The following is a 17,360-nucleotide window of genomic DNA, read 5'->3' as shown; positions in this document are numbered from 1 at the left end:
GACGACAACGCCGCGGAGAGCGCCGCGACGTGCGATCAGTGGCCGGACCAGGTCTCGACGTTGGCGACGCGGACCTCGATCTCCCGCCCGTTGGGTGCCGTGAAGCGGGCGGTGTCGCCGACGTTCAGGCCCATGATCGCCGATCCGAGGGGGCTCTGGGGGCTGTAGACGTCGAGGTCGCTCTCGCCCGCCATCTCGCGGTTGCCGAGGAGGAAGCGGGACTCGTCGCCGGCGATCTCGGCGGTGATGATGGTGCCGGCCTCGACGACTCCGTGGCTCTCGGGGGGCGTGCCGATCTCGGCTTCGCGGAGGAGGGAGGTCAGCTGGCGGATGCGGGCCTCGATCTTGCCCTGCTCGTCCTTCGCGGCGTGGTAGCCGCCGTTCTCCTTCAGGTCGCCCTCCTCGCGGGCGACCTCGATGCGCTTGGCGATCTCCTCGCGTCCGTTGGTGGACAGCTCGGTGAGCTCCGCCTCGAGGCGGTCGTACGACTCCTGGGTCATCCAGGTCACCTGTGACTGGTCGGCCATGGTGGGCTCCTGCTCTGCGGGCCGCGCTCGCGGCGCCCGGCAGCACCGTGCGGAGGTGTCCGCGTCCGGCGGTGGGGACGGCCGGCGTCAGGCGGCGGTGGGAATGGCGAGGCCCCGACGAGTCCGTCAGGGCTTCGGGCAAGCCTACGGGAGCCAGCAGGAGGAGATCAAACCTGTGTTCGCGAGCTCGGTGGTGCGGACGGTCTCCGTGTAGGAGCGGAAGCGCTCCGTCGTGGCGGGGTACTCCACGACCAGCCAGCCGACCACGGCGGACTGCTCGTTGAGGGCCTGGACCGCGCAGGCGACCTCGCGGCCGACGGGCGCGGTGAGATCGAAGGAGACGGTGACGGTGCGGTCGTCGACGACCTGGTGCGCGGTGTCCTGGACGTCCACCCCGCCGCGTGCTCCGTCGAGTCCGGCCCAGACGACCCAGGCGGCGAAGACGGCGACGAAGGCGAGCGCGACGCCGCCGAAGAGCCAGCGGTTGCCGCGGCGGGTGCGCGTCGTGCGGCCGTAGCGGGTGGCGAGGGGTCCGGCGGCGCGGACGGCGTCCGGATCGAGCGCGGGCGCGGCGGCTCCCTCGACGCTCTCGGACGTGCGGGCGGCCACGGAACTCCCTGGGTGATGCGTCTACTCTGGACGGGTGGCGCGCGTCCTTCGCGGACGGGAGCGCCGATCCCATTAAACCCCGAGGAATCGAGCGATCGTGTCCCAGGCCGTCGAGGTCTCCGTCGATTCGGAGGTGCGGGACACTCCGCGCCTCCTCGCCGTGCACGCCCATCCTGACGACGAGTCGAGCAAGGGCGCGGCGACGCTGGCCGCCTACGCCTCGCGGGGCGCCGAGGTCATGGTGGTCTCCTGCACCGGAGGCGAGGCCGGCTCCGTGCTGAACGAGGGCCTCCAGGCCCGCGCGTACGCCGAGCGCGACATCGGCGGCCTCCGCCGGTACGAGATGGCGGCCGCTCGCGAGGCGCTCGGCGTCGAGCACGCCTGGCTCGGCTTCGTCGACTCCGGCATGCCCGAGGACGGGAAGGTCGACGCCGCCTCGTTCGCGGGTCTGCCGCTCGCCACGGCCGCCGCTCCGCTCGTGCGCCTGGTCCGCCGGTTCCGGCCGCACGTGATCATCAGCTACGACGAGAACGGCGGCTACCCGCACCCCGACCACATCCGCGCCCACCAGGTCGCCGTCGAGGCCTACCGCGCGGCGGGCCTCGCCGAGGAGTACCGGGACACGGGCGCTCCGTGGTCGGTCTCGAAGCTGTATTACGACCGCGTCTTCAGCGGCCAGAAGCTGCGGGCGATCGCCGAGCACCTGCGCTCGATCGACCCGGAGGACCCGCGCCTGTCGGTCTTCGAGGAGATGAAGCGCTGGAACGAGGACACCCCGTACCTCGCGACCACGCGGGTCGTGATCTCCGGCTTCCACGATCGGCGCGATGCGGCCCTGCTGGCCCACGCCAGCCAGGTCGCTCCGGACAACGCCTTCTTCTTCCTCCCGCACGAGGCGATCGACGCCGCCTGGCCGACCGACGACTTCCAGCTCGTCGAGAGCCGGGTCGACGCGCCGACGCCCGAGACGGATCTCTTCGCCGGTCTCGACCTGGCCGAGCTCGCCCCGGGCCCGACCGCGGTCGTCCCGCCGATCGCTCCCGACCCCGAGCCCTCGGGGGACGCCCCGGTGTCCCCGGAGCCCGACGGCTCCGGCGTCGTCGTCGCCGACGAGGTGCGCGCGTGATCGCCGGGCTGCTCGAGGGCGCCCAGCGCGTCGTCGTCCTCGCCTCCACGACGGTGCCGACCCCGGGTCCCGAGTTCAACGAGGACACGGTCACGCCGGGCCTCTTCGGCTTCATCACGATGCTCGTGATCGCTCTGGCCGCCGTCCTCCTCGCGCTCGACATGGTCCGGCGCGTGCGGCGCACCACCTACACCGCCCAGGTGAAGGAGCGGCTCGACGCCGAGGAGGCGGAGCGCACCGAGGGCTGAGCCCGGCCCGCAGCGGTGGGCCCGGGCCCCGCTAGGCGTTGTAGGCGGGGTGGAGCGAGACGATCAGCGCCGCCGTCCAGTGGCAGAGGAACGCCACGGCCGTGAGCGCGTGGAAGATCTCGTGGAAGCCGAAGACGCCCGGGACCGGGTTGGGCTTCTTGATCCCGTAGATCACGGCTCCGGCGGAGTAGCAGAGCCCGCCGGCGAGGACGAGCACCATCATCGTCGCGCTGGCCTCGAAGAGCGGACCGAGGTACATCACGGCCGCCCAGCCCAGCAGCAGGTAGAGCGGCACGTAGAGCCAGCGCGGCGCGCCGATCCAGAAGACGCGGAAGCCGATCCCGAGCAGCGCCCCCGCCCAGACCAGGACCAGCAGGAGCGTGCCCTGCGCGGGCGGCAGGGCGAGCACGGCCAGCGGCGTGTAGGTGCCGGCGATCAGCAGGAAGATGTTGGCGTGGTCGATCCGCTTGAGGATCATCTTCGTCCGCGGCTTCCAGTCGAAGCGGTGGTAAAGAGCGGAGTTGCCGAAGAGCAGGAGCGACGTGGTCGCGAACACCGCGGCCGCCCACTTCGCCGCGGTCCCATCCGCGACCACGATCAGCACCACTCCGGCGACGATCGCGAGCGGGAAGAGGCCGGCGTGGATCCAGCCGCGCCAGGTGGGCCGGACCTCCGCCGAGGAGTCGTGCTCGATCGCGTCCTCGACGAGGGGGAGGGCGGGCAGGTCCGGGCGGTCCGCTCCGACGGCGTCTCCGCCGCGGTCGGTGCGGGCGCGGGGATCGGACGGGGGAGGCGTCGGCCGCTGGCTCATGCCGGACAGACTACGACGCCGTCCCGGGCCGACGCCGAGCGCCGCCGGGCTTCGAGGAGCGCCCCGGGTCGACTACCGTGTCACTGTGCCGAAGCCGAGACTGCCTGTGGGAAGGGACCTCCTCTACGGCGTCTACAAGAAGCGCCTCCGCTCGAGCCTTCCTCCCGACTCCCTGCCGAACCACGTCGCGATGATCATCGACGGCAACCGGCGCTGGGCGCGGCAGCGGGCCCTCGAGACCGCCGCGCACGGCCACCGGGCCGGCGCCGCCAAGGTGCACGAGTTCCTGCAGTGGTGCGACGAGCTCGGCGTGCGCCACGTCACCCTCTACCTGCTCTCGCAGGACAACCTCGTCGGCCGCGACAGCAGCGAGCTGACCGAGCTGATCGCGATCATCGCCGACCTCGCCGAGGAGGTCTCCCAGCAGCCCGACTGGCGCGTGCAGCACGTCGGCTCCGACGAGGGCCTCCCGCCCTCGCTCGTGGCCGCGCTCGACACGGCGGAGGCGCGCACCGCCTCCCACACGGGCCTGCACGTCAACCTCGCGGTCGGCTACGGCGGGCGGCACGAGATCGCCCAGGCCGTGCGGAGCATCCTGGAGGAGCACGGCAAGCGCGGCTCCTCCATCGAGGACGTCGCGGGCCTGCTGACCCCGGAGCTCATCGGCGAGCACCTGTACACCAGCGGGCAGCCCGACCCCGATCTGGTCATCCGCACCTCGGGGGAGCAGCGCCTCTCCGACTTCATGCTCTGGCAGAGCGCGCACAGCGAGTTCTACTTCATGGAGGCGCTCGGCCCCGACATCCGCGAGGTCGACTTCCTCCGCGCGCTCCGCGACTACGCCGGACGGCACCGCCGCTTCGGCAGCTGACCTCGCGGCTCCTGCCGCACCACCGACCGGAAGGGCCGGCATGAGCTCGAACGAGGCCACCTCCACCACGACCGAGGACTACCTCGCCGGCTTCGGCGAGGAGACCGGGTACCTCGACTTCGGCCGGGTGGGCCCGCTCTCGGCGACCGTCGCCGCCGAGCAGGAGGCGGCCGTCGAGCTGCTGGTGCGCGCGCGCAGCGGCACCCTCGACGAGCTGTTCCGGCAGGACGAGCGCGTCCGGGAGGCGGCGGCGGCGCTCGTGCGCGTCCCCAGCGACCGCGTCGTCTTCCAGCCCAACACCTCGACCGGCCTCCTGCACGCGCTGTTCGGCGCCTCGGGCGCGGTGCTGCTGTCGGCCGCGGAGTTCCCGAGCCTGCCGTTCGCGGCGGTGCGTTCGGCGCAGGCTCTCGGCTCGGTGGAGCCCCGCTGGCTGCGGACCGAGCAGGGACGGGTGACGCCGGAGGCGGTCCGCGAGCAGCTCACGGACGACGTGACGACCGTCGCGGTGAGCCTGGTCGACTCCCGGACGGGCTACCTCGCGGACGTCGCGGCGATCCGGGACGTGATCGGCGACCGGATGCTCGTCCTCGACGCGATCCAGGGCTTCGGCGTCGTCGACGCGCCCTACGAGCTGGCGGACGTGGTCGTCACCGGCGGCCAGAAGTGGCTCCGCGCCGGCTGGGGGACGGGCTTCCTCGCGCTCAGCGAGCGGGCGCTGTCGCGGCTGACCCCGGTGCTCTCCGGCTGGACGGGATCGGAGCAGGCGGAGCCGTGGGACGAGGTGGCTCCGCCGCGCGGCGACGCCCGCGCCTTCAGCATCAGCAACCCGGACCCGATCGCCCAGGCCCGGCTCGCGTCGGCGCTGGAGGAGGTCGCCGCGGTCGGGCAGTCGACGATCGCCGCGCTCGTCGCGGAGCGGGTCAGCGCGATCGTCGACCTCGCGGACGAGTTCGGACTGGCGGTCGTGGGCTCCCGCGGCGAGCACGAGCGCGCCGGCATCGTGGTCGTCGAGCCGGAGCCGGAGGAGCTGGCCCCGCTGGCAGCCTCCCTCGCCGCGCACGGCGTCACCGCGCGCCTGCGTCCGAGCACCGTCCGCTTCAGCGCGCACGCCGGCACCACCGACGCGACCCTCGCGCTGCTCCGCGCCGCCCTGATCTCGTCGGCCACGAGCATCGACTACTAGGCCGGATTCCGCGCGTTCACACACTGGTTACACATTCGTAGCGGTGAGAAGCACACGGATGTCATTCGCCGGGTTAGGTTCGAGTCATCAGGTACAGCGCCTGGTCGAGACGGCCACAGAAGTACGGCTCGACATCGCGCAGACGCCGAAGGGACGCTGCGCGGTGCACGACACGCACCGATGAGGCCGGCTCGAGGACATGAGCCGGGGGCTCCGGCCCCCGGAGTGTGGAGAGTCGTCGTGACAGTTCCCCAGGGCATAGATCCGCAGACCGGGACGCAGGGCGGCGTCCACCGCCGTGTCCAGCACGGCTCCTCGGATCCGGCCGATCAGCTCCTCCGCACCTACGTCCTGGACACCTCGGTGCTGCTGTCGGATCCCTCCTCGATGTTCCGGTTCGCGGAGCACGCCGTCGTGCTGCCGATCGTCGTCATCAGCGAGCTCGAGGGCAAGCGCAACGATCCCGAGATCGGCTACTTCGCCCGGCAGGCCCTGCGCCGCCTCGACGAGCTGCGCGTGCAGCACGAGCGCCTCGACTTCCCCATCGCCGTCGGCCGGGGCGGCACGCTCCGCGTCGAGCTCAACCACTCGAACATGTCGGTGCTGCCGAGCGGGCTCCAGATGGGCGACAACGACGCGAGGATCCTCGCCGTCGCGCTCAACCTGCAGAGCGAGGGCGCCGCGGTGACCGTCGTGTCCAAGGACATGCCGATGCGCGTGAAGGCCGCCTCCATCGGCCTCGCCGCGGAGGAGTACCTGGCCGAGCAGGCCCCCGAGTCCGGCTGGACCGGCATGGACGACGTGACGCTCGGCGGCGACGCGATGAGCGAGCTCTACGACCGCGAGCGGCTCTTCACGGACGTCGTGGCCGACATCCCGGTCAACACCGGACTCGTCGTCCACTCCGACCGCGGCTCCGCTCTCGCGAGGGTCACCGGCAAGCGGCAGATCACGCTGGTCCGCGGCGACAAGGACGTGTTCGGCTTGCACGGGCGGTCGGCGGAGCAGCGGCTCGCGATCGACCTGCTGCTCGACCCGGAGGTCGGCATCGTCTCGCTCGGCGGCCGGGCCGGCACCGGCAAGTCGGCGCTGGCGCTCTGCGCGGGCCTGGAGGCGGTGCTGGAGAAGCGCCAGCACAAGAAGATCATGGTCTTCCGGCCGCTCTACGCGGTGGGCGGCCAGGACCTCGGCTTCCTGCCCGGCGACGCGGCCGAGAAGATGAACCCCTGGGCGCAGGCGGTCTTCGACACGCTCGGGGCGCTGGTGTCGCAGAACGTGCTCGACGAGGTGATCGAGCGCGGGATGCTAGAGGTGCTGCCGCTCACGCACATCCGCGGGCGCTCGCTGCACGACGCGTTCGTGATCGTCGACGAGGCGCAGTCGCTGGAGCGGAACGTCCTGCTCACGGTGCTCTCGCGCGTCGGGCAGAACTCCCGGGTGGTGCTGACCCACGACGTGGCGCAGCGCGACAACCTCCGGGTCGGCCGGCACGACGGGGTCGCCTCCGTGATCGAGACGCTGAAGGGCCACCCGCTGTTCGCGCACGTCACGCTGACCCGCTCCGAGCGCTCGGCGATCGCCGCTCTGGTCACCGAGATGCTGGAGTCGAACGAGCTCGCCTGACGGGCTCGCCGTGCGTCCGACCCGTGGGATCCGAGGATCCCCGGGCCGGGCGCGTCCCTGCAGGGCACCGGGGCGTAGCGTGGACGGGTGAGCATCCTCGACGACGCGCTCCTCGAGCGCTTCCGCACCCGCGCGGCCGACTACGACGAGCGCAACGCGTTCTGCGCGGACGACCTGGAGGAGCTGCGCTCGATCGGGTACCTGGCGCTGCTCGTCCCCGAGGAGCTCGGCGGTGCCGGCCTCGGCCTGGAGCAGGCGGCAGCCGAGCAGACGCGCCTCGCGACCGCCGCGCCCGCGACCGCGCTCGCCGTCAACATGCACCTGGTCTGGACCGGGATCGCGCGACTCCTGCTCGAGCGGGGCGACGACTCCCTCCGCTCGGTCCTCGTCGACGCCGCGGCGGGTCACGTCTTCGCCTTCGGCAACAGCGAGGCGGGCAACGACCTGGTGCTCTCGGATTCGCTGACGCGGGCGGAGCCGCTCGGGGACGGCGGCTACCGCTTCACCGGCACGAAGGTCTTCACCTCCCTCGCGCCCGCCTGGACGCGGCTCGGCGTGTTCGGCCGCGACGACAGCGGGACGGAGCCGCGGCTCGTGCACGGCTTCGTGCACCGTGAGAGCCCGGAGTCTGCGGTCGCCGGGCTCGAGGTCCGCGACGACTGGGACACGCTCGGCATGCGGGCGACCCAGAGCCGCACGACGGTGCTCGACGGCGTCGTCGTCCCGGCCGGGCGGATGATCCGCTCGCTGCCCGTCGGACCGACCGCCGACCCCTTCGTCTTCGCCGTCTTCGCGGCCTTCGAGCTGCTGATCTCCTCGGTCTACCTCGGTGTCGCGCAGCGCGCGCTCGACCTTGCCGTCGCCTCCGTCCGCCGACGGACCTCCCTCCGGGCGGGAGGGCGGCCACTGGCGGAGGACCCCGAGGTGCGGCACCGGGTGGCTGAGGCCGGGATGCTGCTCGACGGGCTCGAGGCGCCCCTGCGCACGGCGGCGGCCGACGTGGACGCGCTCGTCGACCGCGGTGCGCGCTGGTTCCCCTCGCTGGTCGGGGTGAAGATCCGCACCACGGAAGGAGCGCTCCGCGTGGTCGAGAGCGCCGTCCGGATCGCGGGCGGCTCGGCGTACCAGCGCCGGTCGGAGCTCGGTCGCCTCTACCGAGACGTGCTCGCCGGGCAGTTCCACCCCTCCGACGACGCGTCGGCCCACGGCGCCTGGGCGTCGCTCCTGCTGGGACCGCTGCCTCCGCGCGACTGAGGCCGGGGAGGGACCCGCCGCCGCCCGAGCACACCTGCGGGCCGCCCTGTGGAGAACTCCGACGCCCCGAGGGCGGTGCCCCCTAGTCTCGGCGGATGCTCCGCGGATCACTGCTCGACCGGGCCGCCCTGCTCCTCGGCGCCCTGGTGCTCCTCCTGATCGGGGCCCCGCACCTGGGTCGGGCGCCCGGCCTCGTCCCGGTGGCGCTCGCGAGCGTGCCGTTGGTGCTGGCGGACGTGCGCGGGCACCGGCTCCCGAACGCGGTCACGCTCCCGCTGCTGGTGGTCGGAGCCGTCCTCGCGCCCACGGCGGGGACGCTTCTCGCCGTCCTCGCGACGGTGCTGTGCCTGGGCGTGCTGCATGCGGCGGGCGGGCTGGGCCTCGGCGACGTGAAGCTCCAGGCGGCCCTCGCACCGCCGCTCGCGGCTCTCGGACCCGAGCAGGTCGTCGCCGCGCCCGCTGTCGGCTTCGCGGTGGCGGGGCTGTGGGTGCTCGTGCTGCGCGTCCGCGGACGGGTCGCATTCGGACCGTTCCTGCTCACGGGGTTCTGGCTGGTGCTCTGACGGCCCGCCTCCGCGCCGAGCGCAGGGACGGGCCGTCGGAGGGCCGGGCTCAGCCGGGGTGGGTCATCGACATGACGTCGAGGGCGCTGTCGAGCTGCTCCTCCGTCACCTCGCCGCGCTCGACGAAGCCGAGGTCCACGACCGACTCTCGGACGGTGATCCCCTTGGCGACCGAGTTCTTCGCGACCTTGGCGGCGGCCTCGTAGCCGATCACCTTGTTGAGCGGCGTGACGATCGAGGGGGAGGACTCGGCGAGGGCGCGGGCGTGCTCGACGTCGGCCTCGAGGCCGTCGACGGTCTTGTCGGCGAGCAGCACGGCGGAGTTCGCGAGCAGGCGGATCGACTCCAGCAGCGCCGTCCCCATGACGGGGATCGCGACGTTGAGCTCGAAGGCGCCCGAGGCGCCCGCCCAGGCGATGGTGGCATCGTTGCCGATCACGCGCGCGCAGACCATGAGGACGGCCTCTGGGATCACCGGGTTCACCTTGCCGGGCATGATCGAGGATCCGGGCTGGAGGTCGGGGATCCGCAGCTCTCCGAGGCCGGTGTTGGGGCCGGAGCCCATCCAGCGGAGGTCGTTGTTGATCTTGGTCAGGCTCACCGCGAGCACGCGCAGCGCTCCGGAGGCCTCGACCAGCGAGTCCCGCGCGCCCTGGGCCTCGAAGTGGTTGCGGGCCTCGGTGACGGGCAGGCCCGTCTCCTCCGCGAGGCGCGCGATGACCTTCTGCGGGAAGCCGGCGGGGGTGTTGATCCCGGTGCCGACCGCGGTGCCGCCGAGCGGGACCTCGGCGACGCGGGGGAGCGCCGACTGCACGCGCTCGATGCCGAGGCGGATCTGCGCGGCGTAGCCGCCGAACTCCTGGCCGAGCGTGACGGGGGTGGCGTCCATCAGGTGGGTGCGGCCGGCCTTGACGACCTCGGCCCACTGCTCCGCCTTGACCTCGAGCGACTCGGCGAGCTGCTCGAGCGAGGGGATCAGCGACTCGATGAGCGCGCCGGTGACGGCGACGTGGACCGAGGTGGGGAACACGTCGTTGGAGGACTGCGAGGCGTTGACGTGGTCGTTCGGGTGCACGGTGCGGCCGAGGGCCGTGGTCGCCAGCGAGCCCAGCACCTCGTTCATGTTCATGTTCGAGGACGTGCCCGAGCCGGTCTGGTACACGTCGATCGGGAAGTGCGCGTCGTAGCCGCCCCCGACGACGAGGTCGGCCGCGTCGGCGATCGCCGTGGCGATGTCGGCGTCGAGCACGCCCAGCTCGGCGTTGGCCAGCGCCGCCGCCTTCTTGATGCGGGCGAGGGCCGCGATCTGGGCAGGCTCGAGGCCCGCACCGGAGATCGGGAAGTTCTCGACCGCCCGCTGGGTCTGCGCGGCGTAGAGGGCGTCGCGGGGGACCCGCACCTCGCCCATCGTGTCGTGCTCGATGCGGAAGTCGCCGGAGTCGTCGGTCGGGGAGTGATCCACCACGCTGTGTTCGTCCTTGTCTGATCGGTTGGTGCTGTGCTGTCCGGAGCCGCTCACGCGGGATCCGATCCCACCGCGCTCGGAGCGGCGGCGGAGGAGGCCGAGCCGGAGTCGCGCTCCAGCTCGGAGACGTAGGGGCTGAGCTCGGGCGGATCGATGCCGAGCACGACATCGGACATCACGGTGCCGTCCGAGAGCCGGTAGTTGGCGCCCACGAGGGCGAGCCGCCCGGTCGCGACAGCGTCGGCGATCAGCGGGGAGCGCTGGAGCAGCTCGGCGACCGTGTCGCGCAGGTGCTCGCGGCCGACGGCCAGCGCGTCGGTCGCCGACGGGTCGACGAGCACGCGGCCGTCCGGCTGGGCGCCCACGAGGCGGCGCACCGCGGGGATGATCGGCTCGATCAGGTGCTCGATGTGCGGGGGGAGCCGCTCGGCGCCGGGCGCCTGCGACTGGATCGCTGCCCGGACCGCTCCGCACTCGTCGTGGCCGAGCACGAGCAGCACCTTCACGCCGAGAACGGCGACGCCGTACTCCAGCGAGCCGATGATGGAGTCGGCGATCACCTGGCCGGCGTTGCGGACGACGAAGAGGTCGCCGAGCCCCAGGTCGAAGATGATCTCGGCCGCGAGGCGGGAGTCGCTGCAGCCGAAGAGCGCGGCGAGCGGGGCCTGAGCGGCGGCGAGCTCGGCGCGGCGCTCGACGTCCTGGCGGGGGTGGCGGGGCTCGCCGGCGACGAAGCGCTGGTTGCCGCGGAGCATCTCCTTCCAGACCCACGCCGGCGGGCGGGACTCGCGGGGGACGGTGCTGCTGGTTCCGAGGCTCATCGGGACTCCTCCTGGCCGATCTGCGGGGTGATGGCGTCCACGACCAGGCGGATCTCGTCCGTCGGGGCCGTGCCGTAGACGAGGTAGGTGCTGGAGCCCTCCGTCGTCTCGAGTGCGTAGGGCGTGTTGCCGGTGTCGTCGCCGGAGTCGCGGTGGTCGTAGACGGTCCAGTCGCGGCCGTCGATCGTCTCGACGCCGGTCGCCGCCCGGCGGTCGAGCTGCGTCGCGACCCAGGCCGCGTCCGCGTCGAGCCCCTGGCTCAGGCCGATGTAGCCCGCCTTCGGGGTGATCAGGCCGACGTACCAGTAGTCGGTGCCGTTCTCGCGGCGGAGCTCGGCCGCGTTGGCCTTCCAGCCGTCGGCCAGGGAGGGCACGGCGAGCGTCTGCTCCTCGCCCAGCTGGACCTGTGCGGCGACGCGGGGGACGTCGACCGAGGAGAGCTCCACGGTGTCGCCGCGGGGGACGAGCAGGACGATGAGCGCTACGGCGCCGACGGTCGCGAGCAGCGAGAAGACGAGGTTGTTGACCGTCTTGCGCTGACGGTAGAGCCGGGAGTTCTCGGCCTTGCGTGCGGCCGTTTCGGCCGCCGTCTCCGGGCGCCCGAGCTCGGCGACGACCCGCGCGGGCTTCGCGCGGCTCATCCGGCGGCCGCCCCTCCGGAGCGGGCCGCGTCCAGCCGGGCGCGTGCTCCGATCAGCCACTCCTCGCAGCGGGCGGCGAGGGCCTCGCCGCGCTCCCACAGGGCGAGCGAGCGCTCGAGGGTGGAGCTGCCCTGCTCGAGCTCGGACACGACGCGGACGAGCTCGTCGCGCGCCTGCTCGTAGGAGAATCCCGAGACGTCGGAGTCGGTCGCCGGGGCGTCGGGGGAGTCGGGCATGGGTCTGATCCTATCGATCGGGGCTGAGGGGGACGGGTGGCGCGGCGGGCTCAGGACCGGCCGGCGGGATCGCCGGTGGGCCCCTCGGAGCGGGCGCCGACGGCCCCCTCCGCGAGCGTGAGGACGAGTGCGCCGCCGGCCGGTGCGTCGCCGGGCGCCCGGACGACGTGCCCGGCCGCGTTCTGGACGATCGCGTAGCCGCGGTCGAGGGTGTGCTGGGGGGAGAGGGCGCGCAGGTGGCCGTGCAGGCGCTCGACCTCGAGGTGCGCGCGCTCGAGGCGGCGGTCCACCAGCTCGGCGCCGCGCGCCACCCAGCGGGTCAGCTCCTCGGAGTGCCGGTCGACCAGGACGTGCGGCTGGGCGAGCACCGGCCGCGAGCGCAGCTGCGAGAGCCGGTCGATCTCGTGCGAGACGAGCCCGCTCACGCGGCCGGTCATCCGCAGCCGGGCCTGCTGCACGCGCAGCAGCTCGTCGGAGACGTCGGGCACGACCCTCTTCGCGGCGTCGGTGGGAGTGGAGGCGCGCAGGTCGGCGACGTCGTCGAGCAGCGGGCGGTCGGCCTCGTGGCCGATCGCGCTGACGACCGGAGTGGAGCAGGCGGCGACGGCGCGCACGAGCGCCTCGTCGCTGAAGCCGAGCAGGTTCTGGAAGTCACCGCCTCCGCGGGCGATCACGATCACGTCGATGCTGTCGTCGGCCTCGAGGGTCCGCAGGGCCGAGAGCACCTCCGGGACCGTCCGGTCGCCCTGCACGGCCGAGTGGACCACCCGGAAGCGCACAGCCGGCCAGCGCAGCTGCGCGTTCCGCAGCACGTCCTTCTCGGCGTCCGAGTCCTTGCCGGTGATGAGGCCCACGCCGTGCGGGAGGAACGGCAGCGGCTTCTTGCGGGAGGCGTCGAACAGCCCCTCCGACGCCAGCTGCCGGCGGAGCCGCTCGAGCTTCTCCAGCAGATCGCCCAGGCCGACGTGGCGCATCTCGAAGACCTGCATCGAGAGCGTGCCGCCCTTGACCCAGTAGTTGGGCTTCACCAGCGCGATGACCCGATCGCCCTGCTTGAGGTCGGCCGGGAGGCGGCTCCGCACCGACGACCAGACGGTGAAGCCGACCGTCGAGTCTCCGGACAGGTCCTTCAGCTTCCCGTAGACGTTGCCGCCGGACGCGCCCCACTGGGTGATCTCGCCCTCGACCCACGCGGTGCCGAGGCGCTCGATCCAGCCCTTGATCTTGCTGGCGAGCAGGCCGACCGGCCAGGGTGCGTCGGCGGTGGGTGGGGCGTCGGTCATCGCTGCCTCTGCTCGGAGGGACGGGGGGAGCGGGAGTGCCCTCCCGCGACGACAACGGTACGGGACGCGTCCGACACCGGGACGGCCCGGGCACAGGATGCACCACGTAGAATCAGGGGGTGAGCCAAGTCCCGATCAGCCTGCCCATGCCGCGCATGCCCCGCGCCACAGGGCGTCTGCGCGACGTCCCCGTCGAGGGCCGCAAGCGCGTCCTCCTCGCCGCGCCCCGCGGCTACTGCGCCGGAGTCGACCGCGCGGTCGTCGCCGTCGAGAAGGCCATCGAGCACTACGGTGCGCCGGTCTACGTGCGCAAGCAGATCGTGCACAACGTGCACGTCGTCTCCACGCTCGAGAGCCAGGGCGCCATCTTCGTCGACGAGGTCGACGAGGTGCCCGAGGGATCGCACATCGTCTTCAGCGCGCACGGCGTCTCACCGGCCGTCGTCCAGGGCGCGGCCGACCGCGGTCTCCAGGCGATCGACGCGACCTGCCCCCTGGTGACGAAGGTGCACCGCGAGGCCGTCCGCTTCGCGCGCGACGACTTCGAGATCCTCCTCATCGGCCACGAGGGCCACGAGGAGGTCGAGGGCACCGCGGGCGAGGCCCCCGATCACGTCACCCTCGTCGGCAGCCCCGACGACGTGCCGAACATCGTCGTGAAGGACCCGGACAAGGTCGTCTGGCTCTCGCAGACGACGCTCTCGGTCGACGAGACGATGGAGACGGTGCGCCGCCTCCGCGAGCGCTTCCCCAACCTGCAGGACCCGCCGAGCGACGACATCTGCTACGCCACGCAGAACCGCCAGGTCGCGATCAAGAAGGTCGCCGCGGGCGCCGAGCTGGTCATCGTCGTCGGCTCCGCGAACTCCTCCAACTCCGTGCGCCTCGTCGAGGTCGCCCTCGAGTACGGCGCGAAGGCCGCCTACCGGGTCGACTACGCCAGCGAGATCAAGCAGGAGTGGCTCGAGGGCATCCGCACCGTCGGCGTCACCAGCGGCGCCTCGGTGCCCGAGGTGCTCGTCCAGGAGGTCCTCGACGACCTCGCCGCCGCCGGGTACGGCGATGTCGAGGAGGTCAAGACCGCGGAGGAGGACCTGATGTTCTCGCTCCCGAAGGAGCTGCGCAAGGACGTCGCCGGCAAGCGCGACGCCCGCGGCGTCGGTGGACGCATCAGCGCGGGAGCGGGCGCCTAGAGCCTTCCGGCCCGGACACGGAAGAGGCCGCCCTCCCTCAGGAGCGGCGGCCTCTTCCGTGTCCGGTCGGACGGGGATCGACGCTAGACGTCGGTGCCCGCGCCGCCCTGCGAGCCCGACATGCGCGTGACGTACTCCGCGAACGTCGGGTCGCCCAGGATGGCGATCGCCGCGACGATCAGGGAGAGCAGCACGGTCGCCGCGATCCCGAGGATCGGGACGAGCACGGCGCGCTTGCCGGCGCGGAGCCGCCGGATCGAGATCCACACCGCGAAGGCGACGATCAGCGACTGCGCGAGCGCCACCACGACGCCGAGGATCCGCGCGAGCTCCGGCGACGCGTAGGTGCCGATGCCCTGGGAGCGGTAGAGCTCCTGGAGGGTCGTCGCGAAGCTCGAGGGATCGAGCAGCGTCGGTACGGCGAAGAACACGCCGAGCGCGAGCAGCACGATCGTGAGCAGGCGGTCGACGGGATGCGCGACGGGCTTCGCGGCCGGAGCGGTCGCGGGCCTCGGATCGGTCTCCGACCCCCTCGGGTCGGGGACGACCACGGCGTCCTCCGGCGGCTGCCACGACCAGCCGGGCGGCGCGTACTCGCCGTACTGCGGCTCCGGACGCCTGTCGCCCGGCTGATCGTGTGCGTTCGTCACGGAGCGGTGCCCTACTTCCCGGAGTTCCCGGCCGAGCCGAGCTGACGGGTCGCCTCGGCGACGCGCACGGCCATCGCGGTCTCGGCGATCTTGCCCCACGAGCGCGGGTCGTAGACCTTCTTGTTGCCGACCTCGCCGTCGACCTTGAGGAAGCCGTCGTAGTTCTTCAGCACGGTGTCCGCGACGGAGCGGCTGAACGCGTACTGCGTGTCGGTGTCGATGTTCATCTTGACGACGCCGTTGCGGACCGCCTCGGCGATCTCCTCGTCGGTCGAGCCCGAGCCGCCGTGGAAGACGAGATCGAGGGGGAGCGCGCCGGTGCCGTACTTCGCCTGCAGGCCGTCCTGGATCTCGCGGAGCAGCTCCGGGCGCAGTCGGACGTTGCCCGGCTTGTAGACGCCGTGGACGTTGCCGAAGGTGAGGGCGGCCATGTAGCGGCCCTGCTCGCCGAAGCCGAGGGCCTCGACGGTCGCGATCGCGTCGTCGAGCGTGGTGTAGAGGTGCTCGTTGATGTCGTGCGAGACGCCGTCCTCCTCGCCGCCGACGACGCCGATCTCGACCTCGAGGATGGCGTTGATGTTCTTGACGCGCGGGAGGATCTCCTTCGCGATGGCGAGGTTCTCGTCGAGCGGGATCGCGGAGCCGTCCCACATGTGCGACTGGAAGAGCGGCTCGCGACCGGCCTTGACCTCCTCCTCGGAGGCGGCGATCAGCGGGTAGACGAAGCCCTCGAGCGCGTTCTGCGGGCAGTGGTCGGTGTGGAGCGCGACCGTGACCGGGTAGTTCTTGGCGACCTCGGTCGCGAACCTCGCGAAGGCGATCGCGCCGGCCGCGCGATTCTTCACGGTGTGGCCGGCGAAGTAGTCCGCGCCTCCGGTGGTGACCTGGATGATGCCGTCCGAGCCCGCCTCGGTGAGGCCCTGGAGGACCGCGTTGATCGTCTGCGACGACGAGACGTTGAACGCCGGGTAGGCGAAGCCGCCCGCCTTCGCCTTGTCGAGCATCTCTGCGTACTGGTCCGGGGTAGCGACGGGCATGGCATCTCCTTTGACGGATGAACGAAGGGGGGTCGGGCGAGGCCCGCGTCGCGGACGAGTCTAGCGAGGCGCCCCTCCGCGGTCCCTCCGCCCGTGGAGGGCCCTGGACTAGGATTCGAGCAGGGATGGGGATCCGCTCCGCGGGTCCTGCGACGACGTGCACGAACTCGACGACGAAGGACTCCGCTCTGTGATCGACAACGACTCGCTCTACCTCCACCCCGACCGCAACCTCGGCATGGAGCTCGTCCGCGCTACCGAGGCCGCCGCGATCCGCGCCGTGCCCTTCATCGGCAAGGGCGACAAGAACGCCGCCGACGGCGCAGCGGTCGATGCCATGCGCACCTTCCTCGGGACCGTGAACTTCGACGGAGTCGTCGTGATCGGCGAGGGCGAGAAGGACAACGCGCCCATGCTCTTCAACGGCGAGCACGTCGGCAACGGCTCGGGGCCCGCCGCCGACATCGCCGTCGACCCGATCGACGGCACCTCGCTGACCGCCGCCGGGCGCCAGAACGCGCTCTCGATGATCGCCGTCGCCGACCGCGGCGCGATGTTCGACCCCTCCGCCGTGTTCTACATGGAGAAGATCGTCACCGGGCCCGAGGGCGTCGGGATCATCGACATCCAGCGCCCGATCGGCGAGAACATCCGCGCCCTGGCCCGCGCCAAGCGCAAGCCCGTCGAGGAGATGCGCATCGCGGTGCTGGACCGCCCGCGCCACGCTCAGCTGATCGAGGACATCCGCGCGGCCGGAGCCGGCACGCGCCTCCTGCTCGACGGCGACGTCGCGGGCGGCATCAACGCCGCTCGCCACGACTCCCGACTCGACATGTGCGTCGGCACCGGAGGCACGCCCGAGGGCATCATCACGGCCTGCGCCATCCGCGCGCTCGGGGGAGTGATCCAGGGCATCCTCCGCCCGAAGGACGACGACGAGCGGCAGCGCGCCATCGACGCCGGGCACGACCTCGACCGCGTGCTCCACGCCAACGACCTCGTCCGCAGCGACAACACCTACTTCGTCGCGACCGGAGTGACGAACGGCGGGCTCGTGAAGGGCGTGCGCAAGGAGGGCCACGTCATCACGACGGAGTCCATCGTGCTGCGCTCCCGCTCGGGCACCATCCGCCGCGTGACCGCCCAGCACCTCGCGGAGAAGTGGGTCTAGGCCGTCACCGTCTGTCCGAGACGCCGCCCCGCCGCTGAGGCGCCGCCC

At 72.4% G+C, this 17,360-nt stretch carries 19 protein-coding genes; 9 read left to right on the top strand and 10 right to left on the bottom strand.

Translation table 11 applies throughout. From position 1 onward, the window contains the following. Nucleotides 1–35: 35 nt before the first annotated feature. Together greA and C5C63_RS01080 are read right to left on the bottom strand one after the other, a co-directional pair. Nucleotides 36–527, bottom strand: coding sequence for a transcription elongation factor GreA (greA, locus tag C5C63_RS01085; protein ID WP_104225519.1), 492 nt, complete (start codon nucleotides 525–527; stop codon nucleotides 36–38). Between the two features lie 144 nt (nucleotides 528–671). Beyond that, nucleotides 672–1,136 (bottom strand): DUF4307 domain-containing protein, encoded by a 465-nt coding sequence (locus tag C5C63_RS01080; RefSeq protein WP_104232767.1) that lies wholly within the window; start codon nucleotides 1,134–1,136, stop codon nucleotides 672–674. A gap of 97 nt (nucleotides 1,137–1,233) precedes the next feature. Here C5C63_RS01080 and mca point away from each other — a divergent pair, with 97 nt between their 5' ends. Together mca and C5C63_RS01070 are read left to right on the top strand one after the other, a co-directional pair. Continuing rightward, nucleotides 1,234–2,262: a mycothiol conjugate amidase Mca gene (gene mca, locus C5C63_RS01075; RefSeq protein WP_258065362.1), complete on the top strand. Its 1,029-nt coding sequence runs from the start codon at nucleotides 1,234–1,236 to the stop codon at nucleotides 2,260–2,262. Continuing rightward, a complete protein-coding gene (locus C5C63_RS01070) occupies nucleotides 2,259–2,510 on the top strand; it encodes a hypothetical protein (protein ID WP_258065361.1) in 252 nt (83 codons plus the stop codon). Before mca ends, C5C63_RS01070 begins: the two co-directional genes overlap by 4 nt. A gap of 31 nt (nucleotides 2,511–2,541) precedes the next feature. On the opposite strand, the gene C5C63_RS01065 is transcribed toward C5C63_RS01070, so the two are convergent. Next, nucleotides 2,542–3,321, bottom strand: a complete 780-nt coding sequence (locus tag C5C63_RS01065) for a hemolysin III family protein (RefSeq protein ID WP_104291572.1) — start codon at nucleotides 3,319–3,321, stop codon at nucleotides 2,542–2,544. Nucleotides 3,322–3,427: 106 nt separating this feature from the next. On the opposite strand from C5C63_RS01065, the gene C5C63_RS01060 reads away from it, so the two are divergent. From C5C63_RS01060 to C5C63_RS01040, 5 genes are all read left to right on the top strand, one after another. Next, a complete protein-coding gene (locus C5C63_RS01060) occupies nucleotides 3,428–4,192 on the top strand; it encodes an isoprenyl transferase (protein WP_279630826.1) in 765 nt (254 codons plus the stop codon). 40 nt (nucleotides 4,193–4,232) lie between these two features. Then, nucleotides 4,233–5,375: an aminotransferase class V-fold PLP-dependent enzyme gene (locus C5C63_RS01055; RefSeq protein ID WP_104232765.1), complete on the top strand. Its 1,143-nt coding sequence runs from the start codon at nucleotides 4,233–4,235 to the stop codon at nucleotides 5,373–5,375. A 240-nt stretch (nucleotides 5,376–5,615) separates the two neighbouring features. Then, a complete protein-coding gene (locus C5C63_RS01050) occupies nucleotides 5,616–6,998 on the top strand; it encodes a PhoH family protein (protein ID WP_308471534.1) in 1,383 nt (460 codons plus the stop codon). Between the two features lie 87 nt (nucleotides 6,999–7,085). Continuing rightward, nucleotides 7,086–8,252, top strand: a complete 1,167-nt coding sequence (locus tag C5C63_RS01045; protein WP_104291555.1) for an acyl-CoA dehydrogenase family protein — start codon at nucleotides 7,086–7,088, stop codon at nucleotides 8,250–8,252. 95 nt (nucleotides 8,253–8,347) lie between these two features. Continuing rightward, nucleotides 8,348–8,815: a prepilin peptidase gene (locus tag C5C63_RS01040; RefSeq protein ID WP_104291554.1), complete on the top strand. Its 468-nt coding sequence runs from the start codon at nucleotides 8,348–8,350 to the stop codon at nucleotides 8,813–8,815. Nucleotides 8,816–8,864: 49 nt separating this feature from the next. Here C5C63_RS01040 and C5C63_RS01035 read toward each other — a convergent pair whose 3' ends face one another. Genes C5C63_RS01035 through xseA form a run of 5 tightly spaced genes read right to left on the bottom strand, consistent with a single transcriptional unit; the run spans nucleotide 8,865 to nucleotide 13,261 of the window. Continuing rightward, nucleotides 8,865–10,280 (bottom strand): aspartate ammonia-lyase, encoded by a 1,416-nt coding sequence (locus C5C63_RS01035; protein ID WP_104224420.1) that lies wholly within the window; start codon nucleotides 10,278–10,280, stop codon nucleotides 8,865–8,867. Nucleotides 10,281–10,330: 50 nt separating this feature from the next. Further along, complete coding sequence (locus tag C5C63_RS01030) at nucleotides 10,331–11,101, bottom strand: carbonic anhydrase (RefSeq protein WP_208543312.1); 771 nt, start codon at nucleotides 11,099–11,101, stop codon at nucleotides 10,331–10,333. After that, nucleotides 11,098–11,742, bottom strand: coding sequence for a DUF4245 domain-containing protein (locus C5C63_RS01025; RefSeq protein WP_104291553.1), 645 nt, complete (start codon nucleotides 11,740–11,742; stop codon nucleotides 11,098–11,100). The genes C5C63_RS01030 and C5C63_RS01025 overlap by 4 nt, the downstream gene beginning before the upstream one ends. Further along, nucleotides 11,739–11,978, bottom strand: a complete 240-nt coding sequence (locus C5C63_RS01020) for an exodeoxyribonuclease VII small subunit (RefSeq protein ID WP_104224418.1) — start codon at nucleotides 11,976–11,978, stop codon at nucleotides 11,739–11,741. Before C5C63_RS01020 ends, C5C63_RS01025 begins: the two co-directional genes overlap by 4 nt. 50 nt (nucleotides 11,979–12,028) lie before the next feature. After that, a complete protein-coding gene (xseA, locus tag C5C63_RS01015) occupies nucleotides 12,029–13,261 on the bottom strand; it encodes an exodeoxyribonuclease VII large subunit (RefSeq protein ID WP_104325350.1) in 1,233 nt (410 codons plus the stop codon). A gap of 146 nt (nucleotides 13,262–13,407) precedes the next feature. Between xseA and C5C63_RS01010 the strand changes: the two genes are divergently transcribed. Next, nucleotides 13,408–14,454, top strand: coding sequence for a 4-hydroxy-3-methylbut-2-enyl diphosphate reductase (locus C5C63_RS01010; protein WP_104225527.1), 1,047 nt, complete (start codon nucleotides 13,408–13,410; stop codon nucleotides 14,452–14,454). Nucleotides 14,455–14,537: 83 nt separating this feature from the next. Here the strand turns inward: C5C63_RS01010 and C5C63_RS01005 are convergent, their stop codons facing one another. Beyond that, a complete protein-coding gene (locus C5C63_RS01005) occupies nucleotides 14,538–15,104 on the bottom strand; it encodes a DUF6264 family protein (RefSeq protein WP_104224415.1) in 567 nt (188 codons plus the stop codon). Between the two features lie 11 nt (nucleotides 15,105–15,115). Then, nucleotides 15,116–16,141: a class II fructose-bisphosphate aldolase gene (gene fbaA / locus C5C63_RS01000; protein WP_104325349.1), complete on the bottom strand. Its 1,026-nt coding sequence runs from the start codon at nucleotides 16,139–16,141 to the stop codon at nucleotides 15,116–15,118. Nucleotides 16,142–16,379: 238 nt separating this feature from the next. Here fbaA and glpX point away from each other — a divergent pair, with 238 nt between their 5' ends. Next, the gene (gene glpX / locus C5C63_RS00995; protein ID WP_097165697.1) at nucleotides 16,380–17,312 is read left to right on the top strand and encodes a class II fructose-bisphosphatase; all 933 of its coding nucleotides are present in this window, start codon (nucleotides 16,380–16,382) and stop codon (nucleotides 17,310–17,312) included. Nucleotides 17,313–17,360: the final 48 nt, after the last annotated feature.

The sequence above is a fragment of the Rathayibacter sp. AY1B8 genome, assembly GCF_002932775.1.
Taxonomy (GTDB): domain Bacteria; phylum Actinomycetota; class Actinomycetes; order Actinomycetales; family Microbacteriaceae; genus Rathayibacter.
This window is presented reverse-complemented; position numbering and strand designations above follow the sequence as displayed.

Coding starts and splice junctions, on each gene's coding strand:
- glpX (WP_097165697.1), top strand. CDS start 16,380: ATGGAGCTCGTCCGCGCTACCGAGGCCGCCGCGATCCGCGCCGTGCCC.
- C5C63_RS01030 (WP_208543312.1), bottom strand. CDS start 11,101: ATGAGCCTCGGAACCAGCAGCACCGTCCCCCGCGAGTCCCGCCCGCCG.
- xseA (WP_104325350.1), bottom strand. CDS start 13,261: ATGACCGACGCCCCACCCACCGCCGACGCACCCTGGCCGGTCGGCCTG.
- C5C63_RS01055 (WP_104232765.1), top strand. CDS start 4,233: ATGAGCTCGAACGAGGCCACCTCCACCACGACCGAGGACTACCTCGCC.
- greA (WP_104225519.1), bottom strand. CDS start 527: ATGGCCGACCAGTCACAGGTGACCTGGATGACCCAGGAGTCGTACGAC.
- C5C63_RS01010 (WP_104225527.1), top strand. CDS start 13,408: ATGCCGCGCATGCCCCGCGCCACAGGGCGTCTGCGCGACGTCCCCGTC.
- fbaA (WP_104325349.1), bottom strand. CDS start 16,141: ATGCCCGTCGCTACCCCGGACCAGTACGCAGAGATGCTCGACAAGGCG.
- C5C63_RS01025 (WP_104291553.1), bottom strand. CDS start 11,742: ATGAGCCGCGCGAAGCCCGCGCGGGTCGTCGCCGAGCTCGGGCGCCCG.
- C5C63_RS01065 (WP_104291572.1), bottom strand. CDS start 3,321: ATGAGCCAGCGGCCGACGCCTCCCCCGTCCGATCCCCGCGCCCGCACC.
- C5C63_RS01020 (WP_104224418.1), bottom strand. CDS start 11,978: ATGCCCGACTCCCCCGACGCCCCGGCGACCGACTCCGACGTCTCGGGA.
- C5C63_RS01040 (WP_104291554.1), top strand. CDS start 8,348: ATGCTCCGCGGATCACTGCTCGACCGGGCCGCCCTGCTCCTCGGCGCC.